Origin of the sequence: Sphingopyxis terrae subsp. terrae NBRC 15098 (assembly GCF_001610975.1) — a bacterium.
GTDB classification, from domain to species: domain Bacteria; phylum Pseudomonadota; class Alphaproteobacteria; order Sphingomonadales; family Sphingomonadaceae; genus Sphingopyxis; species Sphingopyxis terrae_A.
In genome coordinates this window covers 346,565-369,745 of the sequence record NZ_CP013342.1, presented here as the reverse complement: position 1 = coordinate 369,745, position 23,181 = coordinate 346,565, and the positions used below count along the sequence as shown (strand labels likewise).

Below are 23,181 nucleotides of genomic sequence, written 5' to 3'. Positions count from 1 at the left end.
CATATGACGGGAGGGAACTCCGTCGCATCTAGCGGGAAGACCCGCGGAACATGGGCTAGGGAGAGGAAGCATGCAATTTCGGGCATGTGGGTTGCGCAAGATTTTTCTGAGCGGGGTCGCCATCGGATGCCTCGCGCTATCGGTCGGCACGGCGCAGGCGCGCGAGGGACAGGACAAAGCGACCAGCTACAAGATTCCCGCCCAGCCGCTGGGCCGCGCGCTGCGGGATTTCGGGTTACAGAGCGGCATGACAATCATGGCCGACGCTATGATCGTCAACGGCAAGCGCAGCGGCGGATATAGCGACCGGTCCGATCCCGAAACCGCGTTGCGCGTGCTGCTCCGCGGAACCGGGCTGGGCTATCGCCGTGAGGGCAATATTTTCGTCGTGCAGCCTGTGGGAAACGAGACCCCGACCGCCGCGGCGGTGACCGACGGCGACAATGAAATCATCGTCACCGCCCAGAAGCGTGCGGAAAAGATCATCGACGTTCCGATTGCGATCAGTGCCTTCACGCCGCGGGCACTCGACGACAAGAAGGTCGAAGGAGGGGCCGAACTCGTTCGCGCGGTGCCCAACGTCAATTTTTCGAAGAGCAATTTTTCGGGCTATGATTTCACGATCCGCGGGATCGGGACCAAAGCGATATCCGCGTCGAGCGACCCGGCCGTCGCGGTAAGCTTCAACAATACGCCGCTGATCCGCAATCGATTGTTCGAACAGGAGTTTTTCGACCTTGAACGCGTCGAGGTGCTGCGCGGCCCACAGGGTACCCTCTATGGCCGCAACGCAACGGGAGGCGTCGTCAATATTATCACCGCAATGCCGAAATACAGCTTCGAGGGTCTGGCGAAGGCCGAGGTGGGCAGCTTTGGGACGATGCGCCTCAACGGGATGCTGAACATCCCGCTGGGCGACCGGTTCGCGATCCGCGGCGCCGCGGCCATGACGAAGCGCGAAGGCTTCGACTACAACAGCTTTACCAATCGTCACGTCAACGACCGCGATCTGTGGTCGACGCGCCTGTCGGCGCAGTGGGAGCCGAGCGATAACCTGAAGGCGAATTTCGTCTGGCAGCATTTCCAGGAGAAGGATCGGCGATCGCGGACTGGCAAGCAGCTTTGCACCCGCGATCCCGGCCCCGAAATGGTCGGCGATACCCCGGTTCCCGATCATCTTCGCGGCAAGCTGAGCCAGGGGTGCCTTCCGGGATCGCTCTACAGCGAGGCTGCCTTTGGCGCACCGAACGCGACCAGCTTTGCCTTTTATTACACAGCGGGATTGATCGACGTCGGGCTGCTGCCCGATCCCGTCTTGGGCCTGGCGCCGGTGCCGATCGTCAACAATTTGTCCGATCCCTACGCAGGGATCAATCAATCGCGCAATCTGCGCGAAATTTCGACAAGCTACGATCCTGTATTTCGCGCCAAAAACGACGTCTTCCAGCTCAATCTGGAGGCCGGTCTCGGCGATCTCAAGCTGGTGTCGCAAACCGCCTATGCGCGCGATCGCTATTATTCGTCGCAGGATTACAACCGCTTCGTCTCTGCTCCGGTCTTCGCTGATTCACTGGACCCGCGGCTCGTCGACGTGCTCGGCAGACCGAACAACATACCGGGGCCGACGCCCGGCGGCGTCTACACCGATCCGCAGCTTGGTCCATCCGACCGGATGCTCGCCGTCGACGTCAGCCAGTCGCGGAACAGTCAGTGGACGCAGGAACTCCGGCTTCAGTCCGATTTCAGCGGCCCCTTCAACTTTAGCGTGGGAGCGAATGCGCTGAACTTCAAATCGCAGGACGACTATTATGTGTTCAGCAACCTGTTCAGCCTGCTCGCCGAATATTTCTACAATCGCGAGGATGCGCCCGGCGAGATCGGGACGGGCACCCGCAATTGCGATGCAGGCAACGAATTTCGCGAATGCGTCTATGTCGATCCCAATCCGATCGACCAGATCAACGGCGAGGGCCATAATTATTTCCGCAGCAAGAATGTCGTGCAGACGCGCTCATGGGCGCTGTTCGGAGAAACCTATTGGCAGATCGCCGATGATGTGAAGATCACTGCCGGCGCGCGCTATACCAACGACCGCAAGCGTTCGACCCCGATTCCGAGCCAGCTTTTGCTCGGTGGGTTCAAATTCGGAACCGAAAGCGGCCCCTCGAGCGGCGGCCGCGTAAGTCGCGGCTATCCGGCCCTTCCGCCGATCAACCAGGAATGGAATGCCTTCACCGGTCGTCTTGTCGTCGATTGGTCGCCGCAGACGTCGTTCACCGACGACACGCTGGTCTATGCGTCCTATTCGCGTGGTTACAAGGGTGGGGGCTCCAATCCGCCACGCGTCGACATCGACCCGAAGGTAATCCAGTACCAGCCGCTCGCCGAAACCTTCGAGCCCGAATATGTCAATGCGTTCGAGATCGGGATGAAGAACAGTCTCGCCGGCGGCAAGGTCATGCTCAACGCGACCGCATTCCTCAATCTATACAAGGACTATCAGGTCTCTCAGATCGTCGATCGCATCTCGCTCAACGAAAATTTCGACGCGACGACCTGGGGACTCGAGCTTGAAGCGGCGTGGCAGCCTTCGCGCAACTTCCGTGTCGATTCCAACTTCGGCTATCTGCGCACGCGGATCGGCAAGGGGGAGCAGTCGATCGACGTGATGAACCGAACGCAGGGCAATCCCGACTGGGTCGTCGTGCGTCCACAGCTCGGTGTGCCGTCGAACTGCATCGCGCCCAAGGACAAGGTCGAGGCGATCCTCTCATCCTTCTTTGCGGGGCCGGGCGGGCTCGGGGACTTCATGCTCTCGGCGCTTTGTGCGGGGTCGGCGCGCTACGGCAGCTTCAACCCGAATGTCGAGACAAATTTGCGCTGGGACCAGTTCCTTGGCTTTACCTATGACCCGCTGATCGACGCGCCGAATGGCGGGCGCGGCTTTTATGCGGACCTCAGCGGAAAAGAACTTCCCAATTCACCGCGCTATACCTTCAATATCGGCGCGCAATACACGGTCTTTGCCGGCGAATGGAATGTCACGCTGCGCGGCGACTATTATCGCCAGGCGAAAAGCTATGCGCGCATATACAACACCGAATATGATCGGCTTCGCGCCTGGGACAACGCCAATTTGGCGATCACGATCGAGCGACCGAAATCGCAGTTCGCAGTGCAACTCTATGTCAAGAATCTGTTCAACGACACGCCGATCACAAACACCTTTACCAACAGCGACGACACCGGGCTGAGCGCGAATATCTTCACGCTCGACCCCCGGATCATCGGATTCAACGTCACCAAGCGGTTCTGATCCGGCACGGCCGCTCCGCCTCGGGCGCGTCTTCGGGCGCGCCCTTCTTTTTTGGGATTCGGGTCTGCTAAGCACCGACCAGACGGCTTAACTGAGCCATGTCGCGCAGGCGGATGGTGCGATAGCCGCGCCGGATCGCGCCCGCTTGCTCAAGCGCGGCAAGATGAGCGCTCACGACCTTGCGCGACAGGCCGCAGAGTTCGGCCAGATCCGATTGGCTGAGCGGTACCTCGGCGTCACGCGCGAAGGTCAGGAGCCGCGCGGCGATGCGTCCGCGGGGCCTCAGCGACAGCATCTGCGCCAGCCCGTGCACGCTGGCGTCGAGTTGCCCGTACACCAGTTCGCTCGTCGCCTTCCAGAGCGCGGGGAGGCGATGCCCGATCCGGTCGAGCATCGTGTCGCTGATCGTCAGGACGCGGCTCGGCCGGCTGGCGATCGCGGTCACGATACGCGGACCGCCGCCTATCTGGCGCGACTGACCGAAGGCGTCGCCGGCGCGGGCGATGCCGACCAGCACGATCTTTTCCCCCGCCGCGGCTTCGAGGCGCAGCATCCCGTCGAGCACGATGACGATGCCGGTCGCCATGTCCCCCTCGCCATAGACCCATTGCCCGCGCGCGAGCGTTGCCAGCCGGCCATCGGCGGCGATCGCCTGCTGCACCGCAGGATCGCAGCGGCAAAACCATCTGCATTGCCGGAGCTGATCGCCGATCGTCATGAAGAATTGTAACGAAGGTGGCATTTGAATGCCAGCGTTTGCGCTATCGTCGCCGGGATAATGCGGGAGAGTTCCATGACGTCGATACAGATGCACCCCCTGTCGCCGCACGTCGGTGTCGAAGCGACCGGGATCGATTTGAACCATCTCGACGAGCAGGATATCGGGCTTCTGCGGCAGGCCGTCGCCGAGCACGGCGTCCTCTTCGTGCGCGATCAGACGCTCACCCCCGAACAGCATATCGCTTTCGCCCGCCGCTGGGGCGAGATCGACATCAACAAATATTTCCCTGCAAATGGCGGGCACCCGGAAATTGCGGAGGTCCGCAAGTCGGAGAGCCAGCAGACCAATATCGGCGGCGGGTGGCACACCGATCACAGCTATGACCAGATCCCCGCAATGGGCTCCATCCTGCTCGCCCGCGAAACTCCGCCCAGCGGCGGCGATACATTGTTCGCGGGGATGGGCGCGGCTTTCGATTCGTTGTCACCGGGCCTGAAGGACATGTTGCGGACGCTTCGCGCCGTCCACTCGGCCGATCATATCTACAGCGCCGATGGCCTCTATTCGAAGACCGATCAGGGTGTCGACCTGAAGGGGCATGAGGAACGAACGCGCGCGGTGCATGCGGTGGTGATCCGGCACCCGCAAAGCGGGCGCGAGATCCTGTACGTAAATCCGGCCTTCACGCTGCATTTCGACGGCTGGACGCGCGAGGAGAGCGTGCCGCTGCTCACCTATCTCTATCAGGTCGCGATGCAGGAGCAGTTTCATTGCCGCGTCCAATGGGCGCCCGGATCGCTGGCAATCTGGGACAACCGGTCGACCTGGCATTATGCGATGAATGATTATCACGGCCATCGCCGCCTGATGCACCGCATCACCATTTCGGGCGAACCGCTCGCCTGATTTATGGGGCCAGACCCTAGGGTCGTTCGATTCCGTAATCGATCCTGATCCGGACCCAGGCCCCGACCATCGAGCGCCCGCCGACCCGCGGCGGCCGCACGCGGAATTGCCACGCCGCCGCCAGCACCGCGCGGTTGATCTGCGATCCTTGCGGATATTCGTCGAGCCCGACGCAATCCTCGACGCGAAACTCGGGGGCGGTGCGACAGGCGATCAGCCCCCATCCCGGCCCACTGGCGGTGGACAGATAGCCGCGCAGTTCGTCGCGGCTCGGCTCGCGATACCATGCCGCCGCATAAAGCGGCTCGCCGTTTGGAGCGCTCCCCACGCGCGGCGTGTCGCGCGATGCCGCCGACCCGCCGCTGTCTGGCGGGCCAAAGGACTGCCCGCTGTTGAGGCGGACGCCGATGCGTTTCGTCGGCGGGGTGGCTGGCGGCGCTGGTGGTTGCGGGGGCGTCGCGGGCTGCGGGACTTGTGGCGGCAGTGGGGTGGGCGGTGGCGCCGGAACGGGGGGGCTCGTCACCGGCGGCGTCGGCGCCTCCTTCTGCTGTTCGCGCGCCTTGCTGGCGGACTCGGGTGCTTGCTCGGCGACTTCGGCGGCTTCCAGGCTCACCATGGTGATCCGTTCCTGCTGCTTGTCGGGCAGCGATCCCAGGCCCGTGGTGAGAAGCAGCAGGAGCAGCAGCGCCGGAATCAGGACAGCGAGGCCGATCGCGAACAGCCGGCGCCCCGCCCCGATGCTGAGCTGTTCGACGTAGGGAGTGGCTGGAACAGGGTTCAGCGGACGCAATCTTCGGTGGCGGCGCGCGCTGGTCGCGGGCCGGGGAGGCACGCGCGAGCGATAGGCGGGAGGGCGATTTTTGACAAGGGTGCCTGCAAGCCCGCAGCGGGCGCTACTCGCTAAGCGGTCGCTCGCCGCGACCTGAGCGCGCCGACAGATGACCAACTTGTAATCCCGCCGCCATCGGCTGGGCAGGGCCCCGGGTCTATTGATCGGTCGTCGGGCAAGGCCGATCCGAACCGTTTCCCCCGTCCCTGGAACGGATCGGCCGCCCTGACAGCCCCCGATTGCGGGTGGTTGAACTGTCAAGGAGTGGAAGTCTCATGCGTAACTATAGCAAACTCGCTGCCGCCGCCGTCCTTTCGCTCGCCATGGTGAGCGGCTCGGCTTTCGCCGCTGACGCGACGCCGACCAAGGCGGCGACGTCGAAGCCCGCGAAAAAGGCGACGCACCACGCGCAAAAGATGAAGAAGGCCGAAAAGAAGGCCGCAACCAAGGGCTGATCGCCAGCGTCAGTTCCCGGTCGCCGAGGCCGGTCCGCCGATGCGGACCGGCCTTTCGGCGTCCGGCGCCGGAAGATTATCGAGCGAGGAGCGGAAGTGCGCTCAGAAAGGCGCGTGCGAGTTTCTCTCCGGCGGCATCGATTCCGGGGCGGTCGGCCTCGTCGCCGGCTTCATAGGTAAAGGCGGGGATACCATAGGTCGCGTGAAACCAGTTTTTCGACGTGCCCGAGCCGGGGTTGGCGTTGCGGCGTTCGATCGTGAAGGGATAGCCGGGCAGCGCCTTCTCCTTCCCGCCAAGCCATGCTGCAAGGAACGCCTCCTCCGCGGGCGTCGTTTCGTCGGCGCCCTGCACATAGAAGAGGCTGTGCTGCGTCGAATGGAAATCGACCATGGCGACCGGGCGCACGCCTGCGGGCAGGCGATCAAGCCAGGTTTTGACCGCGCGCGTTTCGGGCTGCGAAAAGATGCCCCAGTCGCGATTGAGGTCGACGCCGCCGCGGTTCGCGCGCCAGTGACCCCGCGCGACACCGTCGGGGTTCAGCAAGGGCAGGATAAGGAATTGCGTCGCTGCGGTGTCGACGCGCCCCGCGGCGATCTCGTCCGCGAGCGCGCGCAAAAAGGCATCCATCGCGAGCGCGCCGGTAATTTCGGGCGGATGGGCGCGTCCGATCAAGACGACGAGCCGCGGCGCCTTCGTGTCGCCGATGTGGACCGCCGATAGCAGCCGACCGTCGAGCGACGCGCCAAGTGTCAGCCGCTCGGCTGCGGGTAGCGCCGCAAGCCGGTCGAGCAACGCATCATAGCGGTCGCTGCCGAACAATTCCTGCCCACTGACGATCCCTTCGCCGGCGGGCAGCGAGAGCGTGGCGCTCATCCCGTCCGCCGCAACGCTGGCGGAAAGGGGCGTGGCGGTGCCGCCTACGGTCAATTTGGGCGCATAGCGATGCGCCGCGCCAAGATAGTCGAGTTCGACCGAAATGTCCGCCGACCCGCTCGCCCGGTAGCGGAAGGCGTACCAGGGGCTCGGGTTGATCGGCGGCGCATGTTCGGGGCCGATCAATATCGTGAACGATCGCTCGCCCCGGATGACGCAGCGCGATGCGGGCGCTTCGTCGAAATCGAAGTCGATCCGCACCGTGCTCGTCGTGCATCCCGAACCGCGCTCGACCGTCGCGGCGGCGAGGGGCGGCGGAAGCGGGGGTGTGCCGCTGCACGCCCCCGTCCCTCCGATGACCAGCGCAAGCGCGACGCGCTGCGCCAGGGCGCTGGACAGTCGCATTGCGCTAGAACTTCTTGCGCAACTCGACGTGGAAGACGCGGCCGCGCGCGGTGTAGAGGCTGCTGAAGAAGCCATAATCTTCGTCAGCCAGCGGCGGATCTTCGTTGAACAGATTGTTGATCGCGAAGCGCAAACGGGTGCCGTCGAGCGGGGTGTCATTCTTTATCGTGTAGGCGACCGAGAGGTTCAGCGTAAACTGATCGTGCACCGGGTAATAGTTTGCATTCGGATCGTCGGAATCGATCAGCACGTCGCGGATCACGCTCGTGTCATATACCTTGCCCGTATATTGGCCGAACAGGCCGATATCGACCGGGCCGCTTCCCCAGTTGATCGCGCCGGTCGCGCGCCATTTCGGGCGACCCTCGATCTCGACCAGTTCGCCCAGACCGCCGACAGTAACGTCGAGCGGCAGGACGCCCGAGGCGATGCCGTCGATGATTTCCTGACCGTCGGGACCCGCCGACTGGACGAAGCTCATCAGATGCGCGACGTTGAGGCTCAGGCGGAATTTGCCCATCCCGAAATCGGGGACCTTGTAGAACAGGCCGAAGTCCCAGCCCTTCGAGACGCGGCTGTCGAGGTTGAGATAGGGGTCGAGCACCTGGGTGATCTTGCCTGCGGGGGCGAGGCTGGTGCCGGTGAACAGCGCAATGTCCTCCGCGGTCGGATCGGCGCGGATGACGTTGGGGTTGCTGCTGCCGTTCAGGCGGCGCAGCAGGTCGAGCGCGATGGCATTGTCATCGCCGAACGTACCGACCAGCCCGGTCTGCTTGACGCGCCAGTAATCGGCGGTCAGCGTCAGCCCCGGGATGAAGCGCGGTTCGAGCACGATACCCAGATTGATGCTGGTGCTGTCCTCGGGCTTAAGGTTCTCGGTTCCCGAACGATAGCTGATGGTGCCCGCGCCGGTGCAGGAACCGAGGCTGGAGATCAGCCCTTTCTCGAGCTGCGCCTGGCACAGGACGAAATCGTCGCGCGTGTTCGACCGCGTCGTTCCCGCGTCATTGACCTGCACCAGATTGGGCGCGCGGAAACCGCGCGACCAGGCGCCGCGGAAGGTCACGCCGGAGAAGACCGACCAGGATGCGGCGATGCGCGGCACCGCAGCGGTTTCGTCTATATCCTTGAAATGCTCGATGCGGCCGGCAAGCTGGACATCGAAGCGGTTGATCAGCGGGATATTCATTTCGGGGCTGACGACTGGCACCAGCAGTTCGGCGAAGGCCGAATAGACTTCGCGCGAGCCGCTGGTATCGGGCGAGGGGCTGGTGCCCGCAACGTCGCTGCCCTTGACTTCGCCGGTCACGCTGTCGGTGAAGGTGATCGTCCCGTCGAGCCGTGGATCGCGGTCGTCATAAAAGGTTTCGCGGCGCCATTCGACGCCCGCGGCGATACCCAGATCGCCGCCCGGCAGCGACAGCAGATCGTTACGGCTGATCTTGAAATCGCCGAGCGCGAGGCTGGTACCGCCCTTGCGGTAGACGTCGATACGGAAGGGATCGATCGACGAGTCGGGGTTGGGCGTGCAGTCGCCGATGCCGGGATCGGAGGTGACGCAGCCGCCGTTGAAGGGATTATAGGCGTCGGGCGTCGTCAGGTTGATCTGGTTCTGCATCAGCGTGAGCGACACGCGGTTGCGCGTCACATCGTTGAGCTTCGCTTCGGAATAGACGAAGCCGGTATCGAAGTCCCACGCGCCGATATTGCCGCGCAGCCCGCCGACGAGACGATAGACATTCTTGTCGACCGATACGTCGCGATTGCCGACATCGACGAAGCGATAGCGCTCCATGATGACATCCACACCGCTCGCGGCGATGGTGGTGCCGGGCAGGCGGTTGGGACTGCCGACCGGGCCGAACGGGTTCCAATAGGCATTTTTCGAAATGCCGACCGGCACCGCGCTCAGGATGGCCGAAGCGTCGAGCTGACGGTTGTTTTCCGACCGGTAGAAGCTGCCTTCGAAATAGGCCTCGACATTGTTGCTGAGTTCGTAACTCAGCAACGCCATCGCATTGTAGCGACGCTTCTGGCTGATCAGGCTGTTACCGTAGATCGTGTTGTAGCGGACGTCCGTGGTCGGCGTCGTGCCGTTCCGGGCGCAGAGGCCGTCTCCGAAGTCCATCTTGCAGCCGGGAAAGCTCGACGGCTGGAGATAGAAATCATCGTCGCCGATCGGCGTCCGGCTCGACGGCGACGAGCCCTGGATGTCGAATTGCCCGAACGGACCGAAGGTGTTGCGATTGTTGAACGACGCGTCGCCTTCGAAATCGGTGCCTTCGACCAGCGGCAGGCGATTATCGTCCGCGGCATAGTCGCGCGCGGCATTCGATAGCCCGTTCTCATAAAAATAGCCGCCATAGACGGTCAGGTTGCCGCGTCCGCCGCCGAAGTCGAAACCATAGCCGCCTGAAATCTGGTAGCTGTAGAGGCTGGTGCCGTCGGAGGCGCGCCAGTCGCCTTCGAGGAAGCCGCCCTTCATGTCGCCCTTGAGGACGGTGTTGATTACGCCCGCCACCGCGTCCGCGCCATAGATCGCCGACGCGCCGTCGCGCAGCACTTCGAGCCGCTTGACGCTGCCTGGCGCGATTTCGTTGGTGTCGGAGCTCACCACGGGCACGAGCAGTTCGGTCTGGAAACCGGGGTGAAGCGTCATCCGGCGGCCGTTGATCAGCAGCAGCGTGTTGCCGGTGCCGAGGTCGCGCAGGTTGATCGAGCCGACGTCGCCGCGGACATTGTTGACGGTCGACGAATTCTGTTCGTTGAACGCGACGGTGCCGGCCTGCGGGATCGCCCGGAACAGCTCGTCGCCCGACGACGCCCCGGTGTTTTCGATCGCCGTTTCGTCGAGCACCGTGACGGGCAGGACGTCGTTGATCTTCGCACCCTGAATCTGCGAGCCGGTAACGACGATCGCCTCATTCGCGTCTGCGGGCGGTGCCGGCTGGTCGGCGCTCTGGTCCGCCGCGGTTTCGGCGGTGAGCGGTTCCTGTGCCTGTGCGACGGTCGCCGCAAGCAAGCTCGGTCCGCAGAGTAGCGCCAGCTTTGCGATGGTGATTGCACGCATGGATATTTCCCTTCCCCTGTTGTCTGTATTCATCGATCGAATGGCCGCCTGGTCATCCAGGCTTCGAACAGATCGGGCCATTGGCTGAGGATCTGGTCGGGCGTGCCGAGGCCCCATCCGTGGCCGCCCTCCTCGAAAATGTGCAGCTCGGCCTTCGCGCCCTTGGCGAGCATCGCCTGGAACAGCGACAGATTATGGCCGGGCGGTGCGATCGGATCGTCGGATGCCGAAAATAGGATCATCGGCGGCGCGTCGCTGTTCGCCAACGTATCGAGCGACCAGGCATCTTCGGCGACTTTGGTCGGATGCTCGCCGATCATCTCGCGCCGCGTCCGCGTCGTGTCGAACGGCTTGCGCAACTGCACCACCGGAAAGAGCAGCGCCGCGAAGTCGGGGCGTGCCGGGGCGTTTTCGAAACGATCGGTGCCGTCGTAGAATTTTTGGTCGGGCCGCAGCGCAGTGAAGCCTGCGAGGTGCCCGCCCGCCGACATGCCCATGATTCCGATGCGGTCGGGCGCGATGCCGAAATCGGCGGCGCGGGTGCGCACGATCTTCATCGCCCGCTGCGCGTCGGCGAAGGGCGCGCTTGCGTCCCAGCCGTCGCGCGGAAGCCGATAGATCAACTCGAACACGGTATAGCCGTGCAGCTGGAGCCATTTCGCCGCGGGCGTGCTTTCCTTCCACAGCTGGATACGGAAATAGCCGCCGCCACCGCAGACGATCACCGCGCGGCCGTTGGCGATATTGGGCCGGTAGACGCGCAGCCGCGGGGTCGCGATATTCGAGACTGCGCCATAGCCGGACCCCGCGCCGCCGATCTTTTCGGGACCGCTGGGTCCGTTGCCCCCCGGCGGTTTGCCGGGCCAGAGCGGAATTTCCTCAACCGCAAAGGCAAGCGCCGGGGCCGATCCGGCAGCGCCGAAGGCACCTGCGAGCGCCGCGCTGCCGGCAAGGATTGACCGCCGCGAGATCATGCGCCTTCTCCTGACTTGGCCATCGCAAGGCTGTGCGGGCCGGAGCGTTCGTGGCGCTCGCTATCCTCGCTCGGCAGCGCCATCGGCGTGCCGGCCATCGCCGCCGCCAGCCGATCGGTGTCGAGCGCCTTTTCCCATTTGGCGACGACGATCGTCGCCACCGCATTGCCGATGAAGTTGGTGAGTGCCCGGCATTCGCTCATGAAGCGGTCGATCCCGAGGATCAGCGCCATGCCCGCGACGGGAACAGACGGGACGACCGAGAGCGTCGCGGCAAGGATCACGAAGCCCGCGCCGGTCACCCCGGCCGCGCCCTTTGAACTGACCATCGCGACAAGGACGAGCGCGAGCTGCTCGCCGAGCGACAGGTGGATGCCCGTCGCCTGCGCAATGAACAGCGCGGCGAGCGTCATGTAGATGTTGGTGCCGTCGAGGTTGAACGAATAGCCGGTCGGCACGACGAGCCCGACCACCGTCTTGCGGCAGCCAGCGACTTCGAGCTTTTCCATCAGGCTGGGCAGCGCCGCTTCAGACGACGAGGTGCCCAGTACCAGCAGCAGCTCTTCGCGAAGATAGCGGATCAGCGCGAAGATCGAAAAGCCGGTGAAGCGTGCGACCAACCCGAGCACAACGATCACGAACAGCAGCGAGGTGAGGTAGAAGGTCGCGACGAGCGTCGCGAGGCTGGCAAGCGACCCGATCCCGAACTTGCCGATGGTGAAGGCGATCGCGCCGAACGCGCCGATCGGCGCGAACTTCATCAGCATGTGAACAAGCTTGAAGATCACTTCGCTGAACGACGTCAGCAGATCGAGCACGAGGTCGCTTTTGGGGCGCGTCGTGAAGATTGCGACGCCCGAAAGGATCGCGACGAGCAGAATCTGCAGGATTTCGCCGTCGGTCATCGCGCTGAACAGCGTCGTCGGGATGATGTTGAGCAGGAAGCCGGCGAGCGATTGTTCATCGGCGGTGTGCGCGTAGGTCGCGACTGCGGTGGTATCCAGCGCGGCGGGATCGATGTTGAGCCCGGCGCCGGGCTGCACGATGTTGGCGACCGCCAGGCCGACGATGAGCGCCAGTGTCGAAAAGGTCAGGAAATAGATGAAGGCCTTGGCCGCGACGCTGCCGATCGACGACATGTCCTTCATGCTGGCAATGCCGGTCGCGACCGTCAGGAAGATCACCGGCGCGATGATCATCTTCACCAGCTTGATGAAGCCGTCGCCCAGCGGCTTCAGCGCCTCGCCGGCATCGGGATAGAAATGCCCCAGCAGCGCGCCGAGCAAAATCGCCACGACAACCTGGAAATAGAGCTGGCGATAGAGCGGTACGCGCTTGCGTCCGGCCATGCCTTTATCTGCCGCGATGCTGATCGACCCCATGCCATCCTGTCCCCTGTCCGCCGGCTCGAACCGGCTGTTGCGGGAATTCTAGGATGGTTCGCGGCGGGCGCAACGATCGCGCTGCCTTCCTTCGGCTCTATATAAAACAACAGCTTACGATGATCTCCTATCAGTTTTGTGCAGATTTCCGCATATTTTGGATATACAAAGTGCGGATATTCGCACATCAATCGGCCGATGACGGTGCTGGGAATCGATCTGCGCGCGCGGCGCTGGGCCTTGGCTGCGGGGCTATGTGCCTTGCTCGTCATCGCGCTCGCGGTCGCGATCACCGATCGGGTAATGCACGATCGCGCGCTGTCCGAGCAGGCCGGGCTCGCGCGTAACGATGCGGCGATATTGGCGTCGAGCCTGCGCAGCGAGCTCGACAAGTTCAGCCTGCTTCCGATCGCGCTCGCCGACGATCCTCAGGTGCGCGCGCTGGCCGCGGGCGACGGTGCTTCAGTGGCGCCGCTCAACGGGCGGCTCGAGGCGCTTGCGCGCCAATCGGCGGCGGCGGCGATCTATGTGATGCGCGCCGACGGCACGACGCTCGCGGCGAGCAACTGGCGGCTGCCGACCAGTTTCGTCGGGTCGAAATATGCCTTTCGCCGCTATTTTCACGATGCGCTCGCCAACGGCTCGGCCACCCAGTTCGCGCTCGGCACTGTCAGCCGCGAGCCGGGGCTCTACATCGCGCGGCGCATCGGGACGCGCGCCGCGCCGCTGGGTGTGGTGGCAGTGAAGGTCGAGTTCGACGGGCTCGAGAGGAGTTGGCGCGACACGGCCCAGCGCGTCTATGTGACCGATCGCGACGGGGTGGTGCTGTTGGCAAGCGACGAGCGTTGGCGGTTTCATCTGGCCCAAGGCGCGAGCGCCTACGCGCGCGACGCCGAGGCCGATCTGCGGCAGTTCGGCATTCGGACGCTGCGCCCGCTCGCGATCGTTTCGCCCAACGAGGGCGAGGCGGTGCGCATCCCGCTGCTCGACACGCGGCAGCCGATCCTTCCCGACGGATGGGTGCTGCACCTTCTCGCCGATCCGGCGCAGCGCGTCGATGCGGCGGTGGCGACCGGGCGGCTGGCGCTCGCGCTCGGCTTTCTGGTGCTGGCGGCCCTTGCTGCGACGGGCGTCGTGATGCGCCGCCGCCGCGATGCGCGAGCGCAGGCGCTGCTCGACGAGCGAACCCGCACGCTGCGCGAACAGCTGTCGCAGGCCAACCGACTGGCGACGCTCGGCCAGATATCGGCCGGCGTCGGGCACGAGATCGGGCAGCCGGTCGCTGCGACGCGGGTTTTTGCGGAAAATGGGCAAAAGATGCTCGCGGCCGGCGAAGTCGAGCAGGCGTCGGGCAATTTTGCCCGCATCGTCGATCTGGCGGACCGGATCGGGCGGATCACCGGCGAACTGCGGCGCTTCAGCCGGCGGCAACCCGCCGACCGCCGCGAAATGCCGCTCGGCGAGGCGATCGACGGGGCGCTGCTGCTGCTGCGCGATCGCATCCGGTCGATGCACGTCGCCATTGCCCTGCCGCCCGAGGAGGCAACGCAGGTCGTCGTCGCCGCCGAACATGTCCGGCTCGAACAGGTGCTGGTCAACCTGCTGCAAAATGCGCTCGATGCCGCCGGAGAAGGGGGCAGGGTGACCGTCGCCGTCGAGGCAGGGGGAGATGCCGTCTGTCTGCGCGTGATCGACAGCGGGACGCCGCTTTCGCTGGCGCAGGCCGACGATCTGTTCCGGCCCTTCGCGACGACCAAGCCCGACGGCCTCGGCCTCGGACTTGTCATCGCGCGCGACATCATGCGCGATCTTGGCGGCGAGCTTGCCTATGAAGCGGACGCATCCGCGACGACCTTCGTCATGACGATCCCGCGCGCATGACCGGCGCGCCGCCCACGATCTTTTTCGTCGAGGATGACGAGACGCTGCGCGAGGCGACGGTGCAGGCGCTGACGCTCGAAGGTTTCGAGGTGTCGGCCCACGCCGACGCTCCATCCGCGCTGCGTGCCGTCACCCCCGCCTTTGCCGGCGTGATCGTCAGCGATATCCGTATGCCCGGAATGGACGGGATCGCCTTTTTCGACCATCTGCGCGCGCTCGATCCCGAAATGCAGGTGATTTTCACGACCGCGCATGGCGATGTCGCGATGGCCGTCGAGGCGATGAAAAATGGTGCGGCGGACTTTTTTACCAAACCCTATTCGGTCTCGCGGCTAGTGCATGCGATCCGCCGGGCGCACGACCGGCGCGCGCTGGTGCTCGAAAACCGGCGCCTGCGCGACGTGCTGCGCGAGCGGGAGCATCGGCGGATCGGCGGCTCCTCGCAGACCGCCGAGCGGCTGCAGCGCCTGATCGCCGAAGTGGCGCGTGCCGATGTTGATCTGGTGATCTCCGGGCCGACGGGTGTGGGCAAGAATTTCGTCGCGCGGCTGGTCCACGACCTCAGCCCGCGGCGTGACCGGCCTTTCGTGACCGTCGATGCAGGCGTTCTGATGCACGACGACGCGAATCTGATCCTGTTCGGGCGCGATCCTTCGGTGGCGCTGTCACGGTCGGGCCTCGTCGAACGGGCGCAGGGTGGCACGCTGGTTCTCGACGAGATCGAGAGCATTCCCGAGCGCGCCAAAGGGCAGTTGCTGAGCCTGATCGACACGCGCCGTTTCCTCGCGATCGGCGCCGAGCGACCACGTTCGGTGGACGTCCGTATCATCGCCATCTCGCGCAGCGCGGGCGAAGGAGAAGGCGCGCGGCCGCTCGATCCCGCACTGCTCCACCGGCTCGGCGGCATTGCTATCGCGCTGCCCAATTTGGCCAGCCGGCGCGAGGATATTCCCGATCTCTTCCGCGAATTTGTGGCCGCGTTCGAGGCCGAACTGGAACTGGAGACAAGCGAACTCGGCGAGGCCGAGTGGCGCCATCTGCTGAGTCACGACTGGCCGGGCAATATACGCGAACTGCGCACCTTTGCGCGCAACTTCGCCACTGGTCTGACGCGAATCGCACAGGGCTCAGCCTACAATGCGGAGCCGCAAAGCCTACGTGAATTGGTCGCCCGCTTTGAACGCGCAGTGATCGAGGACGCGCTGCGCGATGCAAAGGGACAGGTGGACGAGGTGCAGCAACGGTTGTCGCTGCCGCGCAAGACGCTTTACGACCGATTGACGAAATATGGCCTCAGGGCCAAGGATTATCGACGGTAATTCGGACTGTCGTATCGGAGGAGGAACGGTGGCGCGGCTTCCGGAGCCTATCTAAGCCATTAATATATTGAAACAAAATGTCGAATTATTGGTTTCTGGATGTGTGACCTTAATGTGGCCCAGCCCGCTCGTCGCGGCGGTCTATATGAAATGTGCTCTTCTCGGGATCGAGCTGGGCGATCTGCAGCGCTTCGCGTGGAAATATGCATTATGCCTCTGCTTCGTGCTCATCGGCGCAGCGCTCTTGTTCCGCTCGCAGCGGCCTAGCGTCCGCTTTTCCTGCTAAAATAATCGGACCGGTTCGGCCAGCGCGGGCCAGGAGCCGGCTCGCAGGCTTGCGTTCCGGTGCTCAGGGCTTCGCCGCCACCGGGAGGCGAAAGGGCGCGCCCAGCCGGTTGAAGGCGTTCATTGCAGCGATCGCGATTGTCAGATCGACAAGATCTTTCGCCTCGAATGCGGCGGACGCGGCGGCATAGGCTGCGTCGGACGCATGCGTCTCGCTGATGCGCGTGACCTCTTCCGCCCAAGCGAGCGCTGCGCGATATTGTTCCGGGAAAAGGTGAGGGACTTCTTCCCACACGGGAAGCAGAGCGACCTTGTCGACCGGCATGGTCTGGAGAAGGTCTCGCGTGTGCAGATCGATGCAATGCGCGCAGCCGTTGATCTGGGAAACCCTGAGGAAGACCAGGTGGATCAATTCTGCAGGAAGCGCGCTACTGTTTGTCACATACTGATGCACGCCGAAGAATGCCCTGGCTCCGGCGGGAGCGACTTCGGACCAGTTCAAGCGCTTCATATCATCATCCTTTCCTGTCGAGCCGGTGGCGGCATCACCTGCTTGACGAGGGAGAGAGGCAGACTGTGACATCGCAGCCGAAAAATTTCGTCTGCAGTCCCGTTAAAGCCATTGTCCGCTTGCCGCGCAGGGAGACCGGCTTTTGCGTCCATAATGGCAGGATCGCGGTTCCCAACTCCACGCCAGCCCGGCGCGCCGACCCACCGGCAAATCGACATGGGCAAGCAATCAACCTGCATTTTTGATTGGGAGCGCGCGGCAAACATTCAATTCGGACCAGTCTCGCGCGCTGCTGCTAGAAGGCGATTTACCGCTTTGCAGGCAAGCCGGACGCCTTGTGAAAGGGGCAGCTCGATGTTCAAGGTTCTCGAATGCATTTCAGGCGAGCATGACATGCGGCTCGTCCTTCTCGCGGCTTTTGTCTGGATATTGGGGAGCGCCGCGATCTTCCTCCTGCTCGGCCGATCGCTCGACTGCGTCGATGCCCGGCGGCGTCAATGGCTCGCGATCGCCGCGCTGGCCGCCGGGGTCGGCGTTTGGGCAACCCATTTCATTGCCATGCTGGCCTATCGCGGCGCGGTCCCGCTGCGTTTCGCGCCCGGGATGACCGCAACTTCGGTCGTCATTGCGATCCTCGCCTTCTGGTCGGCCTTTCTTGTTCTCGGCAGGGAATTTCGGCCCGCCGCGAGCGGGATGGCGGGCTTGATGGCGGCAATCGGGGTCGCAGCGATGCATTTTGCCGGGATGGCCGCGATCGATGCGCCGGTCGCGGTGCAATACGACTGGCCGGCGATCGCCGCTGCCTTCGTGCTTACCGCGATGATATTTGTCGCTGCCTTCTGGCTGTTCGGCAAGCTCAAGGAAAAATGGCGTATCCTGCTGCCCGCGTCGCTGGCGGTCGCGGCGGTGCTGCTGCTGCATTTTACCGCCATGTCGGCGACCTTGCTCGTGCCCGATCCGGCCCGCGGGCCTCCGGCGGCCGGAACCGGCGATGGCTGGCTCGTCGCCGCAACCGTCGTCGCGACGATCGCGCTTATCGGCCTCGTGCTTATTGGCGCCTTTCTCGATCGGCTGCTGACCGACCGGTTATCGCCCGCGGGCCGCGCCCAACGGCCGCGCTCAGGCGGCAGCAGTGGCCCGATCAGTTCCCACTCCGCATCCGACAAATCCCCGCGACCCATGACTGCTCCTCAAAAGCAGTCTTGAATCAGAAGGAGGCGGGCTTGGGAATCCCTTTTGTCAACACGGCCTAGGTCTCCCAGAATAATGCCCGCCCCTGAATATCTGTCGGCGGCGCGGTCGCGGGGGAGGCCCGCCCGCGCAACATTTACTTCGGCGCGACGCATCGTTCGGCGCTGCGGCGTGTTACTGCCTTGTCGGGGTGCGCGATGCGGCCGCCCTGCCGCGCGTCCGGTGCTTTATACGCGCCCCACAAGAAGGACTGGCGATGATCCGCTTCCGCACGCTTTTTCCGGCTCCCCTTATCGCGCTCTTCGTCGGCGCGCTCCTGACACTCATTGCGCTTGTGCTTGTGACAGGAGGGCTCTGGCTCGCGCTGCTCGGCGGGTCCCTCTATTATCTTGCCACAGGCGCTACAATGCTGGCTGCGGGCCTGCTCTTGATGCGCGGGCGGATGCTTGGCGGCTGGCTTTACGGCGCCGTCATGCTGTTCACGCTGCTCTGGGCGTTCTGGGAAGTGGGCGGCAACGGCTGGGCGCTCGTACCGCGCGTCGTCGCGCCGGCCGTGCTCCTTGTCGCTGTGCTGTTCGCGATGGCCGCGCTGTCGGCGCGGCCCCGGCGCTGGCGATTTGCGCTTGCAGGAAGCGGGCTCGTCCTTCTCCTGCTGGCCACAGGCGGCGCCACCCTTGGCTGGCTGAATGCATCGCGCCCGCTCGGGCCGTTGCCGGCGAGCCGGATGGCGATGACCGACCCGGCGCTCATGCAGACCGGGGTCGACTGGCCTGCCTATGGCGGCACCGAAAGCGCGCGTCGCTATTCGCCGCTCGCACAGATAACGCCCGCCAATGTCGGCACGCTCAAGCGCGCCTGGACGATCCATAGCGGCGATCTACCGTCCAGCGCCGCCAAAGGGACTTATGGCGCGGAGAATACGCCGCTCAAGATTGGCGACAGCCTCTACATCTGCACACCGAAGAATATCGTCATGGCGCTCGACCCGGCGACCGGCAAGCAGCGATGGCGTTTCGACCCGAAGGTCCCCGATGATGCAATCCCCTATACAGCGGCTTGCCGCGGCGTGAGCTATTATGCCGTTCCGACAGCAGCTGCCGGTCAGCCCTGCGCGCGGCGGATCATCTTCGGAACGCTTGACGCGCGGCTCTTCGCCCTCGACGCCGCCACCGGCAGACCCTGCCAGGATTTCGGCGCGAACGGTCAGCTCGATACCAAAATCGGCATGGGGAACACGCCCCCGGGCTATGTCTCGATCAACTCGCCACCGACGATAGTGCGCGGGGTCGTGGTGACCGGGCACCAGGTGCTCGACGGACAGGACCGCTGGGCACCATCGGGTGTGATCCGCGGCTTCGACGCGGTAACCGGCAAGCTCAAATGGGCATGGGACATGATGCATCCCGATTGGGACGGCTATCCTCCCGCAGGCCAAACATGGGCGCGGGGAACCCCGAACATGTGGACGATCGCTTCGGCCGATGAAGCTCTTGGCCTCGTCTATCTGCCGATGGGCAATGCCGCGGCCGATTATTATTCGAGCCTGCGGCGCCCCGCGGAGAATGAATTTGCAACCTCGCTCGTCGCGCTCGACGTAACGACGGGCAAGCCGCGCTGGCATTTCCAGGCGGTCAAGAAGGACGTGTGGGATTATGATTTCGGTGCGCAGGCGACACTGATCGATTATCCGGGGGCGACCGGAACCGTGCCAGCGATCGTGCTGCCGTCGAAGCAGGGCGACATCTACGTGCTCGACCGGCGAACGGGCAAGCCGCTGACCCCGATCGGGACGATCAGGGCGCCCGGCGGCGGCGTCGAGCCCAAGGATCGCGCGCCGACGCAGATCGTGTCGCTCTGGCACACGCTGCGCAAGCCCGACCTTACCGAAAAGGATATGTGGGGCATGTCGCCGATCGACCAGATGATCTGCCGTATCCAGTTCCGCCAGGCGAGCTACAAGGGCTTTTACACGCCTCCCGAAAGCATGCGGCGCTCGATCGAATATCCCGGCTACAACGGCGGCACGGACTGGGGCGGGGTCGCTGTCGATCCCGCGCGCGGGGTGATCGTTGCCAATTATAACGACATGCCCAACTATGTCCGCCTCGTGCCGCGGCGCAAAGCAAATGAAATGGGTTGGGCACCGCGCGATCAGGCACGCGGCAATATCGGCGGAGCCGAAGGGGCAGGCGATCCCCAGGCGCATACTCCCTATGCGATCGACGTCAACGCCGGATGGCGGCTGCCCTTTACAGGGCTGCTGTGCAAGCAGCCTCCCTATGGGGGCATTCGCGCGATTGACATCGCGACCGGCAAGACGATCTGGGACCGCCCGCTCGGCACCGCCCGAACCAACGGTCCGTTCGGCATCCCCTCGATGCTGCCCGTTACCATCGGCACGCCGAACAATGGCGGCGCCGTGGTGACGGCGAGCGGTCTGATCTTCGTCGCGGCGGCTACCGACAATCTGATCCGGGCAATCGATCTTGCGACCGGAAAAACGCTCTGGTCCGACGTGCTGCCCGCAGGCGGGCAGGCGACGCCGATGACCTATGAAGCCAATGGCAAACAGTATCTCGTGATCTATGCCGGTGGCCATCATTTCATGGAGACACCCGTCGGTGATGAGGTCGTGGCCTATGCGCTGCCCTGATCGCGGGATATGTTGACAGTCAGGCCGTCGATGCTCGTCGGGGTGGACCGATGAGTAACACGCTTTCCCTTCGTCATCTAAAGGCGAATATCGTGCTCTTTGGCGCGCTCTTCGCCAATCTTGGCATCGCTGCGGCCAAATTGGTCGCCGCCGCCATCACCGGGTCCTCATCGATGGCCTCCGAAGGCATTCACTCGCTCGTCGACAGCGGCAATCAGATGCTGCTGCTCTATGGCCAGCGCCGGGCGAGCCGCTCGCCCGATGCCCGCCATCCCTTCGGCTACGGCCGCGAACTCTATTTCTGGGCGTTCGTGGTGGCGATCCTCATCTTCGCGGCGGGCGCGGGCATGTCGATCTACGAGGGTTGGATCCATATCCGCGCTCCTGCTCCGCTTCGCGATCCCGCGATAAACTATATCGTACTCGCGATTGCCTTCCTGCTCGAAGGTGCATCTTGGGCGCTGGCCGTGCGGGCTTTCGATGCCGGGCGCGGCGGACGCAGCTGGTGGCAGGCGATCCGGCAGTCAAAGGATCCCGCGGCCTTCATCGTCCTGTTCGAGGATAGCGCGGCGCTTGCCGGGCTCCTCATCGCCGCGGCAGGAGTCTGGCTCAGTCATGCGACCGGCGATGCGCGGATCGATGGGGCCGCATCGATCGCGATCGGCCTCATCCTCGCCGCAGTTGCCGCGCTGCTGGCCCGCGAAGCGAAAGGGCTATTGATCGGTGAAGCCGCCGATCCGGCGCTGATTGCCATGATCCAGCAGACGGTGGGCGCGCGTGCGGGCGTCAGTGCTGTCAACCATGTCCGCACCATTCACACCGCGCCAAAGGCGATATTCGTCGCGGTGAGCGTCGATTTCGAGGATGACTTGCGCATGGGCGACGCTGAGACGCTCATCGCGGCGATCGAGGCCGAACTCAAGGCGGCCGCCCCCGACATCAGCTCCATCTACATCCGGCCTGAACGGCGCGAGGATGCGCGGCTGATGCAGTCGGCGTCCGCCTGTGCTACCAATACCGGCAGCGCTCCCTCCACCCGATAGCCGAGGGAACGGCAGCAGCGACAGGAGGATGAAGGTGCAATATCCGCCCACACGGCACGCTGCCACGGCGTTCGGAAGGCCATAATGATGCCGCTCGACGGGCCGTTCATCGGCCGGACCAGCTGGCTGCTGCGCCAGTTCAGGAAGCAGATATGGGTCCGCGCGGCAATGTTCAGCCTCGCGGCGGTAGCAACTGCGGTGCTCGCCGCGATAGCCGAGCCCCTGATCCCCTATGACTTCAACCTCACTCTGGCGGCAGGCTCGGTCGGCAATATCCTCGATATCCTCGCTTCGAGCATGCTGGCGGTGACGACCTTTTCGCTTTCGGTCATGGTGTCGGCCTATTCGGCGGCGGCGGCTAACGTCACCCCTCGGTCGACCAAATTGCTGCTGAGCGATTCTGTCGCGCAAAACACGCTCGCGACCTTCATCGGCAGTTTCCTCTTCAGCATCGTGGGGATCATCGGCATTGCCGCCGGCTTCTACAGCGACAAGGGCCGCATCATCCTGTTCGGCGCCACGCTTGCCGTCCTCCTGATCATTGCCGGCACCCTGCTGCGCTGGATCGAGCAACTGGGCAAGTTCGGGCGCGTAGGCGACACGATCAAGCGTGTCGAAGAGGCCGCGACAGCGCCTGCGGGGCAATGGGGGAACCGCCCGCGCCTCGGGGCGCGGCCCTGGATGATGATCCCTTATGGCGCGTCCGAAGTTATGTGCCCGGACGTCGGTTATGTTCGGCACATCGACATGGCCGCGCTCGCCGACATCGCCGCCGATGCCGGCGTTACCATTCATATAGACGTTGTCGCGGGATCCTTCGTTCATGCCGCGCGCCCCGTCGCCTACGTGTCGCCGCCCGCGCACGATGACTGCGCCGCCCGGATCGCCAAATGCATCACCATTGGTGCCGATCGCGAATATGATCAGGATCCGCGCTTCGGGCTGATCGTACTCTCCGAAATCGCGTCGCGAGCCTTGTCGCCCGCGGTCAACGACCCGGGCACCGCAATCGAAGTCATCGGTGCCGGGCTGCGGGTCATGCTCGCCTATGGCGATGCCCGGTCCGAGCCACAGGAGCCCTGTTTCGAGAGGCTTCACGCCCATGATCTGGCAGCGCGCGACCTCTTCGACGATTTCTTCAATCCGATCGCCCGCGACGGTGCGGCACTGGTCGAAGTCCAGATGCGCCTCCAGTTCGCCCTCGAGGCGCTGGCGAGGAACAATCGGGCGCTTTATGCAGATTGCGCGCGGTCGCACGCGGCGCGGGCGCTCGAACGGGCAGGCAAGGCCGGGATGTTCGACCATGATTTCGACCGCCTCAAGAAACGCGCGGCCTGGGTCGACGCGCTGCCCGACAAATAGAAGC

The 23,181-nt window shown here is 64.2% G+C and carries 15 protein-coding genes and 2 pseudogenes; 9 read left to right on the top strand and 8 right to left on the bottom strand.

Annotated features, from left to right (window positions below):
- Positions 1–70 precede the first annotated feature (70 nt).
- Positions 71–3,316 carry a TonB-dependent receptor gene (locus AOA14_RS01735; RefSeq protein ID WP_082819786.1) on the top strand — a complete coding sequence of 1,082 codons (3,246 nt, stop codon included), beginning with the start codon at positions 71–73 and terminating at the stop codon, positions 3,314–3,316.
- Between the two features lie 67 nt (positions 3,317–3,383).
- Here the strand turns inward: AOA14_RS01735 and AOA14_RS01730 are convergent, their stop codons facing one another.
- A complete protein-coding gene (locus AOA14_RS01730; protein ID WP_062900527.1) occupies positions 3,384–4,034 on the bottom strand; it encodes a Crp/Fnr family transcriptional regulator in 651 nt (216 codons plus the stop codon).
- Between the two features lie 75 nt (positions 4,035–4,109).
- Between AOA14_RS01730 and AOA14_RS01725 the strand changes: the two genes are divergently transcribed.
- Complete coding sequence (locus tag AOA14_RS01725) at positions 4,110–4,943, top strand: TauD/TfdA dioxygenase family protein (RefSeq protein ID WP_062900526.1); 834 nt, start codon at positions 4,110–4,112, stop codon at positions 4,941–4,943.
- Between the two features lie 16 nt (positions 4,944–4,959).
- Here AOA14_RS01725 and AOA14_RS01720 read toward each other — a convergent pair whose 3' ends face one another.
- Positions 4,960–5,775, bottom strand: a complete 816-nt coding sequence (locus AOA14_RS01720; protein ID WP_234178577.1) for a hypothetical protein — start codon at positions 5,773–5,775, stop codon at positions 4,960–4,962.
- Positions 5,776–6,047: 272 nt separating this feature from the next.
- Here AOA14_RS01720 and AOA14_RS01715 point away from each other — a divergent pair, with 272 nt between their 5' ends.
- Positions 6,048–6,227, top strand: a complete 180-nt coding sequence (locus AOA14_RS01715; protein WP_062900524.1) for a hypothetical protein — start codon at positions 6,048–6,050, stop codon at positions 6,225–6,227.
- Positions 6,228–6,303: 76 nt separating this feature from the next.
- Here AOA14_RS01715 and AOA14_RS01710 read toward each other — a convergent pair whose 3' ends face one another.
- Genes AOA14_RS01710 through AOA14_RS01695 form a run of 4 tightly spaced genes read right to left on the bottom strand, consistent with a single transcriptional unit; the run spans position 6,304 to position 12,932 of the window.
- A complete protein-coding gene (locus tag AOA14_RS01710) occupies positions 6,304–7,506 on the bottom strand; it encodes a M14 family metallopeptidase (RefSeq protein ID WP_062900523.1) in 1,203 nt (400 codons plus the stop codon).
- 4 nt (positions 7,507–7,510) lie between these two features.
- A complete protein-coding gene (locus tag AOA14_RS01705) occupies positions 7,511–10,576 on the bottom strand; it encodes a TonB-dependent receptor domain-containing protein (RefSeq protein ID WP_062900522.1) in 3,066 nt (1,021 codons plus the stop codon).
- Between the two features lie 29 nt (positions 10,577–10,605).
- Positions 10,606–11,550, bottom strand: coding sequence for an alpha/beta hydrolase (locus AOA14_RS01700; protein WP_062900521.1), 945 nt, complete (start codon positions 11,548–11,550; stop codon positions 10,606–10,608).
- Entirely contained in the window at positions 11,547–12,932 is a 1,386-nt protein-coding gene (locus AOA14_RS01695; RefSeq protein WP_062900520.1) for a dicarboxylate/amino acid:cation symporter, read from the bottom strand. Before AOA14_RS01695 ends, AOA14_RS01700 begins: the two co-directional genes overlap by 4 nt.
- A gap of 198 nt (positions 12,933–13,130) precedes the next feature.
- Here AOA14_RS01695 and AOA14_RS01690 point away from each other — a divergent pair, with 198 nt between their 5' ends.
- A complete protein-coding gene (locus AOA14_RS01690; RefSeq protein WP_062900519.1) occupies positions 13,131–14,813 on the top strand; it encodes a sensor histidine kinase in 1,683 nt (560 codons plus the stop codon).
- Positions 14,810–16,132, top strand: a complete 1,323-nt coding sequence (locus AOA14_RS01685; RefSeq protein WP_062900518.1) for a sigma-54-dependent transcriptional regulator — start codon at positions 14,810–14,812, stop codon at positions 16,130–16,132. Before AOA14_RS01690 ends, AOA14_RS01685 begins: the two co-directional genes overlap by 4 nt.
- A gap of 349 nt (positions 16,133–16,481) precedes the next feature.
- Here the strand turns inward: AOA14_RS01685 and AOA14_RS01680 are convergent, their stop codons facing one another.
- Entirely contained in the window at positions 16,482–17,000 is a 519-nt protein-coding gene (locus AOA14_RS01680; protein ID WP_234178579.1) for a carboxymuconolactone decarboxylase family protein, read from the bottom strand.
- 81 nt (positions 17,001–17,081) lie between these two features.
- Between AOA14_RS01680 and AOA14_RS20425 the strand changes: the two are divergent.
- Positions 17,082–17,750, top strand: a pseudogene (locus AOA14_RS20425) (MHYT domain-containing protein); the annotation flags it as partial.
- Positions 17,751–18,010: 260 nt separating this feature from the next.
- Here AOA14_RS20425 and AOA14_RS20420 read toward each other — a convergent pair.
- A pseudogene (locus tag AOA14_RS20420) lies at positions 18,011–18,109 on the bottom strand (IS5 family transposase); the annotation flags it as partial.
- A gap of 266 nt (positions 18,110–18,375) precedes the next feature.
- Between AOA14_RS20420 and AOA14_RS01670 the strand changes: the two are divergent.
- From AOA14_RS01670 to AOA14_RS01660, 3 genes are all read left to right on the top strand, one after another.
- Positions 18,376–20,772 (top strand): membrane-bound PQQ-dependent dehydrogenase, glucose/quinate/shikimate family, encoded by a 2,397-nt coding sequence (locus AOA14_RS01670; protein WP_062900515.1) that lies wholly within the window; start codon positions 18,376–18,378, stop codon positions 20,770–20,772.
- 50 nt (positions 20,773–20,822) lie between these two features.
- Entirely contained in the window at positions 20,823–21,815 is a 993-nt protein-coding gene (locus tag AOA14_RS01665) for a cation diffusion facilitator family transporter (protein WP_062900514.1), read from the top strand.
- An 84-nt stretch (positions 21,816–21,899) separates the two neighbouring features.
- Positions 21,900–23,177: a DUF2254 domain-containing protein gene (locus tag AOA14_RS01660; protein WP_062900513.1), complete on the top strand. Its 1,278-nt coding sequence runs from the start codon at positions 21,900–21,902 to the stop codon at positions 23,175–23,177.
- Positions 23,178–23,181 lie beyond the last annotated feature (4 nt).